Source organism: Rhodococcus sp. PD04 (assembly GCF_035918275.1).
In the GTDB taxonomy this organism is placed as follows: Bacteria; Actinomycetota; Actinomycetes; order Mycobacteriales; family Mycobacteriaceae; genus Rhodococcus; species Rhodococcus rhodochrous.
In genome coordinates, this window is the sequence record NZ_CP142143.1 from 3,461,527 (window position 1) to 3,473,975 (window position 12,449).

General features: G+C 68.2%; 8 protein-coding genes and 1 tRNA gene. 6 read left to right on the forward strand and 3 right to left on the reverse strand.

The genetic code is table 11. The annotated features are described in order from the left end of the window. Positions 1-124 precede the first annotated feature (124 nt). From U9J23_RS15995 to U9J23_RS16005, 3 genes are all read left to right on the forward strand, one after another. Positions 125-1,519 carry an acyl-CoA dehydrogenase family protein gene (locus U9J23_RS15995; RefSeq protein WP_059382241.1) on the forward strand — a complete coding sequence of 465 codons (1,395 nt, stop codon included), beginning with the start codon at positions 125-127 and terminating at the stop codon, positions 1,517-1,519. A 28-nt stretch (positions 1,520-1,547) separates the two neighbouring features. Next, positions 1,548-2,762, forward strand: a complete 1,215-nt coding sequence (locus tag U9J23_RS16000) for an acyl-CoA dehydrogenase family protein (protein ID WP_059382208.1) — start codon at positions 1,548-1,550, stop codon at positions 2,760-2,762. A 222-nt stretch (positions 2,763-2,984) separates the two neighbouring features. Next, positions 2,985-4,688 carry an acyl-CoA synthetase gene (locus U9J23_RS16005; protein WP_059382209.1) on the forward strand — a complete coding sequence of 568 codons (1,704 nt, stop codon included), beginning with the start codon at positions 2,985-2,987 and terminating at the stop codon, positions 4,686-4,688. 50 nt (positions 4,689-4,738) lie between these two features. Here the strand turns inward: U9J23_RS16005 and U9J23_RS16010 are convergent. Further along, positions 4,739-4,815: transfer RNA gene (locus tag U9J23_RS16010), tRNA-Met, on the reverse strand. Between the two features lie 468 nt (positions 4,816-5,283). Between U9J23_RS16010 and U9J23_RS16015 the strand changes: the two genes are divergently transcribed. After that, the gene (locus U9J23_RS16015) at positions 5,284-5,808 is read left to right on the forward strand and encodes a transglycosylase family protein (RefSeq protein WP_059382242.1); all 525 of its coding nucleotides are present in this window, start codon (positions 5,284-5,286) and stop codon (positions 5,806-5,808) included. A gap of 79 nt (positions 5,809-5,887) precedes the next feature. Here U9J23_RS16015 and U9J23_RS16020 read toward each other — a convergent pair whose 3' ends face one another. After that, positions 5,888-8,902, reverse strand: a complete 3,015-nt coding sequence (locus U9J23_RS16020) for a UPF0182 family protein (protein ID WP_179161719.1) — start codon at positions 8,900-8,902, stop codon at positions 5,888-5,890. 192 nt (positions 8,903-9,094) lie between these two features. Between U9J23_RS16020 and U9J23_RS16025 the strand changes: the two genes are divergently transcribed. Continuing rightward, complete coding sequence (locus U9J23_RS16025) at positions 9,095-9,700, forward strand: PPA1309 family protein (protein WP_059382211.1); 606 nt, start codon at positions 9,095-9,097, stop codon at positions 9,698-9,700. Positions 9,701-9,780: 80 nt separating this feature from the next. On the opposite strand, the gene U9J23_RS16030 is transcribed toward U9J23_RS16025, so the two are convergent. Then, positions 9,781-10,806 carry a YlbL family protein gene (locus U9J23_RS16030; RefSeq protein WP_024101465.1) on the reverse strand — a complete coding sequence of 342 codons (1,026 nt, stop codon included), beginning with the start codon at positions 10,804-10,806 and terminating at the stop codon, positions 9,781-9,783. Between the two features lie 115 nt (positions 10,807-10,921). On the opposite strand from U9J23_RS16030, the gene U9J23_RS16035 reads away from it, so the two are divergent. Then, the gene (locus U9J23_RS16035; protein WP_326598819.1) at positions 10,922-12,367 is read left to right on the forward strand and encodes a zinc-dependent metalloprotease; all 1,446 of its coding nucleotides are present in this window, start codon (positions 10,922-10,924) and stop codon (positions 12,365-12,367) included. Positions 12,368-12,449 lie beyond the last annotated feature (82 nt).

The following is a 12,449-nucleotide window of genomic DNA, read 5'->3' on the forward strand; positions in this document are numbered from 1 at the left end:
GTGCTCGCGACACGACGGACGATGCTGGCGACACGCGTCCACGGCGGAACTTACTGCGCGGTAGACAGTGACCTTACTCGGAAGTAAGATCGGGAGTGTCCGCTGCCGCATCGAGAGACTTCTGGTGATCATGAGCAAGCAAGACAGCGTGGCCCGCCACACGCCTCGCGACACGTCCGCCGTCGGCCTCAATCCGATCAAACGCGACGCCATGGGTGCTGCCATGCGCGTGCTCACCCGGATCACGGGTTCCGAACTGGCCGACCGGTACAAGATCCGCGAGACGATCGACCGGATCACGTACCAGTCCACGAAGACCGGCTTCAAGACCCTCGGCGCCGCCACGCGCACCTTCAAGAAGATGTCCGGCGGCGCGAGCGGCCCGCAGCGTCTCGCCACCGCGAAGAACGCCGACTTCTTCGATCTCACCCCCACCGACGATCAGCAGATGATCACGGAGACGGTGCGTGAGTTCGCCGCCGAGATCCTGCGGCCCGCCGCGCACGACGCCGACGAGGCCGCCGCGGCCCCGGCCGATCTGCTCGCGCGCGCAGCCGAACTCGGCATCACCATGGTCAACGTGCCCGAGGCGTTCGACGGCGCCGCCGACGAGCGCGGCGTGGTCACCAACGTGTTGGTCGCCGAGGCCCTCGCGCACGGCGACATGGGCCTGGCCCTGCCGATCCTCGCGCCGAGCGGTGTGGCCGTGGCTCTCACACAGTGGGGCACCGAGGACCAACAGAAGACCTACCTGCCGGCCTTCGCCGGCGACGATGTCCCCCAGGCGTCGGTCGTCATCGCCGAGCCGCGCGCCCTGTTCGATCCCTTCGCGTTGCAGACCAAGGCGGTGCGCTCCCCCAGCGGCTACCGGCTCAACGGCGTGAAGTCGTTCGTCCCGGCGGCGGGCAGCGCCGAACTGTTCGTCGTGGCAGCCGAACTCGACGGTAAGCCGTCCCTCTTCCTCGTCGAGGCGAAGAGCAAGGGCGTCGTGATCGAGGCCGATCCGGGCATGGGCCTGCGCGCCGCCGGACTGGGCCGCCTTCTGCTCGAGGACGTCGCGGTGCCGGAATCGGCACGCCTCGGCGACGACGACGCCGACGTCCGCGCCGAGCAGTACGCCGACGCCGTGCGCCTGTCGCGCCTGGGCTGGGCAGCTCTGGCGATGGGCACCGGTCAGGCCGTGCTCGACTACGTGGTCCCCTACGTCAACGAGCGCGAGGCGTTCGGCGAGCCCATCAGCCACCGGCAGGCGGTGGCGTTCATGGTAGCCAACATCAAGATCGAGCTCGACGGTCTGCGTCTGGTCACCCTGCGCGGTGCGTCGCGGGCCGAGCAGGGCCTGTCGTTCGCTCGCGAGGCGGCCCTGGCCCGCAAGCTCGCCACCGACAAGGGCATGCAGTTCGGCCTCGACGGCGTCCAGCTGCTCGGCGGCCACGGCTACACCAAGGAACACCCCGTCGAACGTTGGTACCGCGACCTGCGAGCAATCGGAGTCGCCGAGGGCGTCGTCCTCGTCTGATCGGCCCGACCCGAACAAGGAACCTGTGATGATCAATCTCGAACTTCCCCGGAAGCTCAAGGCTTCCGCGAACCAGGCCCATCAGGTCGCCGCGCAGATCTTCCGGCCGATCTCCCGCAAGTACGACCTCGCCGAGCACGAGTACCCCGTCGAACTCGACACCATGGCCGCGATGGTCGAAGGGCTCAACGACTCCGGCCAGGGCGCGGCGGGTGCCACACTCGGCCGCGACAGCAAGGCCAAGCAGGACGGCCCCGCCGGAAATGCCAACGGCGGCAACATGGCCGGACTCCTCAATGTCATCGAGACGTGCTGGGGCGACGTCGGCCTGACCCTGTCGATCCCCTACCAGGGCCTGGGCAATTCCGCGATCGCCGCGGTGGCCACCGACGAGCAGCTCGAACGCTTCGGCAAGGTGTGGGCCTCCATGGCGATCACCGAGCCCGGTTTCGGATCCGATTCGGCGGCCGTGACGACCACGGCCGTGCTCGACGGCGACGAGTGGGTCCTCAACGGTGAGAAGATCTTCGTCACCGCCGGTGAGCGTTCCACGCACATCGTCGTGTGGGCGTCCGTCGACAGGTCGAAGGGCCGCGCCGCGATCAAGTCGTTCGTCGTGCCGCGCGAGGCTCCCGGACTCTCGGTCGCGCGTCTCGAGAAGAAGCTCGGCATCAAGGCATCCGACACCGCGGTGCTCGTGCTCGACAACTGCCGCATTCCGAAGGACAACATCCTCGGCTCCCCGGAGGTGAACACCGAGAAGGGGTTCGCCGGGGTCATGCAGACCTTCGACAACACGCGTCCGATCGTGGCCGGCATGGCCGTGGGTCTCGGTCGTGCGGTACTCGAGGAGCTGCGCACGATCCTGAAGGAGGCGGGCGTCGAGGTCTCCTACGACATCCCCGCCAACAACCAGCACGCCGCGGCAGCCGAGTTCCTCGCGCTCGAGGCCGACTGGGAGGCCGCCTACCTGCTCGCGCTGCGCGCGACGTGGATGGCCGACAACAAGAAGCCCAACTCCCTCGAGGCGTCGGTGTCGAAGGCGAAGGCCGGCCGCACCGGCACCGCGGTCTCGCTCAAGGCCGTCGAACTCGCCGGAACCTACGGGTATTCGCAGCGGCCGCTACTCGAGAAGTGGGCACGCGATTCCAAGATTCTCGACATCTTCGAGGGCACCCAGCAGATCCAGCAGCTCATCGTCGCTCGGCGGGTGCTCGGAAAGTCGTCCTCCGAACTGAAATAACGCCCGGGGCATGGGGTCCGTCCGCGGGCGCCGGAGGGATGGGACCGGTGCCTGCGCACGGTACCGGGCGTGTCGGAGGATCCATCGGGGGACGAGCCCTCGCCGCAGGCGCGGCGAGGGCTCTACCCGTTCCAGGAAGATCATCCGGAGAAGATTGCCTGGAATGTGAGCTACGTCACGGCTACTGTGTGTGCTGACGCCGACACACAGCTAGGGGGACGGATGCTCGGTCAGGACATTCTCGGCAGGATCACGGGTGGGCGGATCACGCTCGACGACACGATCGACCAGGTCAAGGACACCCTCGGATCACTCGCGGTACTCCATCGCGCAGGTCTGCTGCACTTTCCGCGCGTGGACCACAGCATCGGGACGATCATGGCGGCCAACAAGTACGGCCCCTTCGCCGGCGCCGTGCACGCACAGGCCGAACGCGGTCTCGACGCCGTCGCCCTGATCGACGAGGCCGGCGATGTCACCTACAAGGAACTCGAGGCCCGCTCCAATGCCCTCGTGCGGGCGTGGCAGCGCGCCGGCGTGGAGCCGGGATCGGTCATGGGCATCATGGCCCGCAATCACCGCGGTCTCGTGTTGACGATGCTCGCCACCGCCAAGCTCGGTGTGCGGCTGGTGATGATGAACACCGGTTTCGCGCCGCGGCAACTCGTCGATGTCGCAGCGCGCGAACAGGTCTCGACGTTCGTCTTCGACAGCGAATTCGCCGAGGTCGCAGCCGCGCTCCCCGACGACGTGCGCCGGTACGTCTCCTGGGTGGACGACGAGGTCCCCGGCATCCCGACGCTGGAGCAGTCGATCGACGGGCTGGACGGCTCGTCCCTGCCCGCGCCGGAGGTCTTCGGTGGATTCGTATTGCTCACCAGCGGCACCACCGGCACCCCGAAAGGCGCGCCGCGCGGCCGCACGTCGCCGTTCGCGTCGGCCCAGTTCCTCGACCGGGTTCCGCTGCGCCCCGGGCAGACGATGCTCATGGCCGCCCCGGCCTTCCACGGCACCGGCGTCTCGCAGTTCGCGCTCGCCCTCGCACTGGGTCAGACCGTGGTGATGATGCGGCGCTTCTCCCCCGTCGACACCCTGGGCCTCGTCGAGCAGCACGGAGCGAACGTGCTGGTGGTGGTCCCGACGATGCTGCAGCGGATCCTCGACCTCGGACCGGAGAAGATCGCCGAGTACGACACCTCGAGCCTGAAGATCGTCTTCTCCGCGGGTTCGTCGCTCTCGCCCGACGTGTGTCGCCGGACGACGGAGGCGTTCGGGCACGTGCTCTACAACCTGTACGGCTCCACCGAATGCGCCGTCGCGACGGTCGCGACCCCCGACGACATCCGGCAGGCCCCCGGCACGGCCGGTCGCCCTCCCGTGACGTGTCGGGTGGTGCTGTTCGACGACGACGGCAACCGCATCACCGAACCGCACGTCCCCGGCCGCATATTCGTCTCGAGCGGCCTGTCCTTCGCCGGCTACACCGACGGTCGCGACAAGGAACGCATCGACGGGCTGCTGTCGATCGGCGACATCGGGCACTGGGACGAGAACGGCCTGCTCTTCGTCGACGGTCGCGACGACGACATGATCGTCTCCGGCGGCGAGAACGTCTATCCGCTCGAGGTCGAGAACCTGCTCGCCGAGCGGGAGGACGTACTCGACGCCGCCGTGGTGGGTGTCCCCGATCCCGAGTTCGGGCAGCGGCTGCGAGCCTTCGTGGTCCCCTCCCCCGACTCCTCCCGCGACGCCGAGGACATCAAGGCGTTCGTGAAGTCGAATCTCGCCCGGTACAAGGTTCCGCGCGAGGTGGTCTTCCTCGATGAGCTGCCGCGCAACGCCACCGGGAAGCTGCTGCGCCGGGTGCTGGTGGAGATGGATCTGCCCGAGAATCCCGAGAAGGGGTACACCACCGCTCGGGGGTGACCCCCTCGAATGAACGAAGGCCGGTCGTCCGAGACGACCGGCCTTCGTGGTGGTAGCGGGGACAGGATTTGAACCTGCGACCTCTGGGTTATGAGCCCAGCGAGCTACCGAGCTGCTCCACCCCGCGTTGCATGAATGAACCTACACGAGCACGGAAACGGAATGCAAATCGCCTCGTCGGACGCGGATGAGCCTCGACGACAACCGGAATCGCACCTCCCCGGGGTGTCCCGGTTCACATTTCCACCATGACTATCGCCACATAACGGAGGTGTAACGATCTTGCATCGACCCCCGTTATCACCTTCCTGAACTGCGAAGACTCAGTCGTTCCATCCCATCAGGTGGACAAGCACCTCTCCCGGCGGGGGGATGACGCGCCGCGGAGCGCTTTGTACTGTCGGTCCCGGCTCGAAACAGCCGAGCCACCACCGGCCCGTCGCCGCCAGTCTGCCCCGCGGGATCCGGTGCCTACGAAGACCCGAGGGGCAGGGACGCAACCGACATGATCCCCGATCCGGACGGAGACATTTCTCCGTCGACCGAGATCGACGAGGGCCGTCGCGCTCCGCGAGCGCGGGAAGGACTCCACAGCATGACCAACTTCAGCACGCGTGCATTCCGCACTGCCGTCGTCACCGGTGCACTCGCCGCGGTTCCGTTCGCGCTCGCCACCGGCACCGCGTCCGCCGCCCAGCACAACTGGGACGGCGTCGCCCAGTGCGAGAGCGGTGGCAACTGGGCCATCAACACCGGCAACGGCTACTACGGCGGCCTGCAGTTCTCGCAGAGCACCTGGGAGGCCAACGGCGGCAGCGGCCGCGCGGACCAGGCCTCGAAGGCGGAGCAGATCCGTGTCGCCGAGAACGTCCTGCAGACGCAGGGCCCCGGCGCGTGGCCCGTCTGCGGTCAGTACCTGACAACCGAATCCGCGCCGGCTCCCGCCGCACCCGAGGCGCCCGCACCGGCACCCGAGGCTCCGGCACCTGCGGCTCCGGCTGCCCCCGAGCTGCCGGCCGAGGTCACCCAGGCCGTCGATACCGCGAACCAGCTCGCCCAGCAGTACGGCTTCGGCGCCGAGTTCGCACAGATCGTCGACGTCACGCTGGCCGGTCGCTGACACAGACCGCCTCCACGAACACGACGAAGGCCCGCGGTGCGAACCGCGGGCCTTCGTCGTGTCGATCTCCGTTACCGGATCAGCCGCCGGTGGATTCGTAGGCGTCGACGGCCTGCTGCACCCGCCGCAGCGCCCGACCGTAGGCCTCGAAATCGCCGCTGGTCTGAGCGTTGGCCAGCTCCGCGAGTGCCGAATCGAGCTCCGCCACCGCGGCATCTCGATTCGCGGGAGTCGTCGGCGCCGGCGAGGTGGGCTGCTGTTGCTGCTGATCGGAAGGCTGGTTCTCGTCCGTGGTGCCCTCGATCACCTCGCCCCGCGTCTCGTCCTCGACCTCGGCGGTGGGCAGCGCCTCGCCACCGGGAGCGGTGGCCGCGTCGCCGACGCCGGGACCGAACACCTGGTCGAGCGCACCGGCGAGAGTCGGTGCGTAACCGATCCGGACGCCACCGCTGGCACCCGGCTCCCGGTAGCTGACGAGCACGCGCGACAGCTGCGGGAAGGTCGACGTGCTGCCCGCCGTCGCGTTGCGCTCGGTGTACATCGGCTGGACGTACAGGATGCCGCCGTCCGCGATGGGCAGGGTGAGCAGGTTGCCGTACTGGATCCGGTTGGACCGTTCGAGCAGGGTCCGTTCCGAAGCCACTCGGGTGTCGGAGATCATCGCGTTCTGCGTCTGCTCCGGACCGAAGGTCTGCGTATCCGTCGGCAGCTGCAGGATCGTGAACTTCCCGTAGTTCTCCGGATCGGATTCGACCGAGATGTACGCCGACAGGAACTGCCGGTTGTAACCCACCATCGCCGAGGTCAGACGGAACCGGGGATCCGCCGTTTCACGATCGCCCATGAGCAGGTAGTAGGGCGGCTGGTTCGCGCTGGTGTCGACCGTCGGGTCCGCCGGTACCGACCAGAACGCGTTGTTCGTGAAGAACTCGCGCGGGTCGTCGACGTGGTACTTGGCGAGCATCTCGCGCTGCACCTTGAACAGATCCTCCGGGTACCGGAAGTGCGCCCGCAGCTCGTCGGAGATCTGGTCCTGCGGGGTCACCGCATCGGGGAAGACACCCATCCACGCCTTCAGGACCGGGTCTTCATCGTCGACCTGGTAGAGCGTGACCGTGCCGTCGTAGGCATCGACCGTCGCCTTGACCGAGTTGCGGATGTACGAGACCTCCTTGCGGGGCAGCAGGCGACCGGTGTTCTGGTCGATGCTGTCCTCGACGAGGCCCTCGAGCGACGCGCGCTGCGCGTACGGGTAGTAGTCGAGCGTGGTGTACGCGTCGACGACCCACTTGATGCGGCCGTCGATCGCCGCCGGATAGGCGTCGCCGTCGGCCGTCAGCCACGGCGCGACCTTCGTCACGCGCTCACGCGGGTCGCGGTTGAACAGGATCTTCGAGTCGCTGCCGATGGCGCTCGAGAACAGGATGTTGCGTTCGCCGTACTTCGCGGCGAAGGCGAGGCGGTTGAACCAGTTGCCGATGTCGACACCACCCGTACCGGTGTAGGTGTACTTCTCGGTGTCGGTGTCGTACTCACGCGGTCCGGACGAATCGGCACTGTTACCGACGATCGCGTAGTCCGGATCGGCCTCGGCGATGACCTCGCCGTAGTAGATGCGGGGCTGCTCGACGGGGATGACCTGGTTCTCCGCGGCGAGCGACGCCAGGTCGCTGACGAAGTAGACGGGATAGCCGCTGTTGCTGTTGGCGGCCTCCTCCGCCGAGGCGCTCGCGGCGGCGTTCACGCGGTTGGCGGGCGCCGCGACGAGACCGTTGCCGTGCGTGTACACGGTGTGCCGGTTGATCCAGTCGGTCTGGTTGCCGGTCAGGCTCGTCGGCGAGAGCTCACGTGCCGCGACGATGTAGTCCTCCATACGACCGTCGAGCTCGTACCGGTCGATGTCGAGCGACTCGGGGTAACCGTAGAAGTTCTTCAGCTGCGTCTGCTGCGTGAACGTGCGGGGAAGCACGTTCGGGTCGAGCAGGCGGGCGTTCGCGATCGTGGTGATGTCGGCCGGGATGTTCTCGGGCGAGGTGGTGCCCACACCCGGGTAGTCCTCGTACGCCACCTTGTCGTCGGTGATGCCGTACGCCTCGCGGGTCGCGGCGATGTTGCGCTCGATGTACTCGCTCTCCTTGTCGGCAGCGTTCGGGCGCACCGAGAACTGCTCGACCATGAGCGGGTACACCGCGCCGACGAGGATCGACGAGAGCACGAGCAGTGCCGTCGCGAGTGCGGGGATCCGCAGGTCGCGCAGGAAGATCGCGGCGAAGAACGCGATCGCGCAGATGACGGCGATGGCGAGCAGGATGAGCTTGGCCGGCAACACCGCGTTGATATCGGTGAAGCCACCACCGGTGAAGGTGGGTTCCTTGCGGCTGCTCCACAGCAGTTCGTACCGGTCGAGCCAGTAGGCGACCGCCTTGAACGCGACGAACAGGCCGGCGAGGACGGCGAGCTGCACACGCGAGGCCGTCGACATGCTTCCACCGCGACCGGCGAGGCGGATGCCGCCGAAGATGTAGTGGGTGACGAGGTTCGCGATGAACCCGAGCACGATCGCGACGAAGAACCAGTTGAGCACGAAACGGTAGAACGGCAGGTCGAAGGCGTAGAAGCCCACGTCGAGACCGAACTGCGGATCGGTGGTGCCGAAGTCGCCGCCGTTGAAGAACATCTGCACGGTGACCCAGCCGGCCTGGGCGACCAGACCGGAGAGCACACCGAGCACGACCGGGATACCGATCCCGAAGGCGCGCATGCGCGTCATCACCGTGGTGCGGTAGCGCGCCACCGGATCGTTGGGTCCGGTGGTCGGCACGAAGACCGGGCGCGACCGGTAGGCGAGCAGCATCGTCAGCCAGACGACACCGCCGATGAACAACCCGACCACCAGGAACAGTGCGATCCGGGTCAGGAGAACTTTGACGTATACGTCCCGGAAGTCGACCTCGCCGAACCAGAGCCAGTTGGTGTAGGTGTCCACCAACCGTGGTCCGAGCAGGAGCAGCACTGCGGCCACCACTGCCAGGATCAGCAGAACTCTGCTCCGCTTCGACAATGTAGGTACTCCGGTCGGGGGCCTCATGCCCACGTGCCACGCTCCCAACTCGTCCGGCGGCGCGATCGCACCGCATCTGTACATCTCGCGCTCGACGAACGCGTGCGAGCACGCCTCGTTCTCACGGAGTGCCCGTTTCGCCCCACTCTACGGAATCCTCGTACCGGGGGTCGCACGACGCAGGTCCGGCAGCGCACACCCGCGTACGGGTGCCAGGATAGGCCGGTGAACCAACGTCTTCCCGTACCTTCCGAACAAGGACTCGCGCGCGCCGTCCACGAGATCATCGATTTCGCGGACGCGGAGGGTTGGGACCGCCCTCCCGTCATGTTCGCGCTCGTCCCGACCGTGCTTCTCGCAGCCGCCGAACCCGCCCTCGCCGACCAACTCGACGAAGGACACGAGTACACCCCGATCGCGCAGGAATCCCTCCCCGACGACGTCGAGGGCGGCAGTCCCGCACTCGAGGAGTTCCTCGCCACGACCACCTGGCCCGGATCGGTTGCCGGGTGCGCGCTCGTGCAGGAGGTGGTCGTGCTGCCGCCGAGCGCCGAGAACGAACTCGACGACGCCTTCACGCCGTTGCTCGCCGACGCCCACGCGGCGGACGAGGCGGCCCGGCTCGCAGCGCACAGTCACCCGGAACGACGCGCCGCCCGCCTCATCTCCGCGGTCCTGCGCGACGGGCCGTCGCTCTCACTCCTGCAGTTGCGTCCCCTCGACGACGACGATCCGTTCGCGGGCGCTGAACTGCGGACCTACGACAACCTCGCCCCGCACGTCGTGGCTGCGTTGTACGCGACCCTCGAGGCAAGCGACGACGACTACTGAGAGGGCGATCACCTGAGAGGGCGATCACCGCGCTGCCGATCCCCCGTGCGGCGGGTGGGATCGGCTGCAGACGGGTGGGATCAGCTGCAGGCGGGCGCGTCGCGTCCGTCCGCGATCGCTGCCAGCGCGTCGATCGCACCCTCGAGCGTCTCGACCTTCACGAGCTGCACACCCTCGGGGGCGCCGCTCTGCGCCTCCGCGCAGTTCTCGGCGGGCACCAGGAAGACGGTCGCGCCGTCCTCCGACGCCGCGGTGAGCTTGTGGGTGATCCCGCCGATCGGCCCGACCATCCCGTCCGAGTCGATGGTGCCGGTACCGGCGACGTCCAGGCCGCCGTTGAGCAGGCCAGGGCTGAGCTTGTCCACCACGGCCAGACTGAACATCAGGCCGGCGGACGGTCCGCCGATGTCGGCGAGGTTGAAGGTGACCTCGAAGGGCACCTCGGGAACCTCCTCGGTGGCGATGCCCAGGAAGCCCTTGTCCGGGTCGCCGGGCCGGGAACCGACGGGAACGTCGAACGATTCCTCGGCATCGCCGCGCCGGACGGTGACGTCCACCGACTCACCGGGCGGCACGTCGCCGACCGCGCGCTGGACCTGGCCGGCCGTGCGCATCTCCTCGCCGCCGACGGCGACGATCCGGTCGCCCGCCTCGAGCAACCCGGCGGCAGGGGCGTCCTGGCCCACCTCGGCAATTCGCAGGGTCACCGGCAGGTCGAGATAGTGCAGGGCGGCGAGTTCGGCGGACCGCTCCGACTGGGCGAACTGCGCCTGGTCGACGGCCTGCACCTCGTCCTTGCTGCGGTCGGGTGGGTAGACCTGCTCGCGCGGCGCGACGCCGTAGCGCCCGCTGATCCAGGCGGTGAAGGTCTGCGCGAGGGTGAGATTGTCGGTGACCCCGACAGTCGTCATGAACAGACTGCCCTCGGTCTCGTCCGCCTCGATCCCCTCGAGCGCGACGACCGGGGTGCCTTCGATCTCACCGAGCGTGTCGAAGACGGGGCCGGGGCCGAGCGCCACGTACGGCGCCCGGACGTTGAACGCCACGACCACGATGACGAGGATCGGGAGCACGAGCGCGAGCGGCAGGACGTAGCGACGATTCACCCGGCCAGGGTAGCGGTCGCCCGACCACCCCCTTCACACCACGACCGTGTCGTGTTCGCCATGAGCGAGACCACGATGCCGGTCCCCGCCCTGGACGCCTTGTACCGTTGGATACATGAGCGACACGCCCTTCGGATTCTCGAATCCCGACGACGACCCCGACCGCAGGAAGGACGAGGGTTCCGGTAGCGGCGGCGCCGGTGGCGGCATGCCCTTCGGATTCGGACTCCCCGGCAGCGGTGGGAGCGACAACCCGTTCGGCGGTCAGGGCTTCGATCCCGCGCAGTTCGGTCAGATGCTCAGCCAGTTCGGCCAGATGCTCGCCGGTATGGGCAGCGCCATGGGTTCCGGCGGCGGCTCGGGTCCGGTCAACTACGACATCGCGACGAAGCTCGCACGTCAGCAGATCGGGTCCGTCGACCCGGTCTCGCCCCGTACCGCCGACGCCGTGACGGACGCCGCGCGCCTCGCGGAACTGTGGCTCGACGCGGCCACCACGCTGCCCGCGGGTGCGTCGAAGGTCGTGGCGTGGACGCCCGTCGACTGGCTCGACAACACCCTCGAGACGTGGAAGCGCCTGTGCGATCCGATTGCCGAGCAGGTCAACGGCATGATGCTGAACGGTCTGCCCGAGGAGGCCCGTGCGATGGCCGGGCCCATGCTCGGAATGTTCTCGCAGATGGGTGGGGTTGCTTTCGGCTCCCAGCTCGGCCAGGCCCTCGGCCAGTTGTCGAAGGAAGTGCTCACCTCCACCGACATCGGTCTCCCCCTCGGCCCGGAGAGCACCGCCGCTCTCCTGCCGGCCGCGGTCGAGAGCTTCGGTGAAGGACTCGAGCAGCCCGCTCAGGAGGTGCTCGTCTTCCTCGCCGCACGCGAGGCCGCCCACCAGCGCCTCTACAGCCACGTGCCGTGGCTGCGTCAGCGGATGCTGGCGACCGTCGAGGAGTACGCACGCGGCATCCGCATGGACATGTCGTCGATCGAGGATCTCGCGCAGGGACTCGACCCGTCGGCACTCACCGACCCGTCCAAGCTCGAGGAGATCCTCAAGCAGGGTGCGTTCGAACCCCAGACCACCCCGGAGCAGAAGGCCGCACTCGAACGACTCGAGACGATGCTCGCGCTCGTCGAGGGCTGGGTCGAGACGGTCGTCGCCGACGCGCTCGGCGAGCGGCTCCCGGGTGCCTCGGCCCTGACCGAGACCCTGCGCCGTCGCCGCGCCACGGGCGGGCCGGCCGAGCAGACCTTCGCCACGCTCGTCGGCCTCGAGCTCCGGCCCCGGAAGGTGCGCGAGGCCGCTGCCCTGTGGCGACGCCTCACCACCGACGCCGGCACCGAGGCCCGCGACCACGTGTGGGCGCATCCCGACCTGCTGCCGGACTCGTCGGATCTCGACAACCCGACGGCCTTCGTCGACCGTGTGATCGGCGGTGGCACCGGAGCCTTCGAGGATCCGATCGCCCAGCTTCAGGCGACCATGGAACGGGAGCAGGCCGAACGCGATCGCGCCGCCGAGGACGGATCCGACGAGGACCGGCCCGGGGACGACAGCACCTCCTAGAACGACCCGATAGAGGCACCCGCGCCTGTGGACAACTGCTCCTCGTGAGCCGTCCACGCGCGCGGGTGCTGTCAGTCTGTCT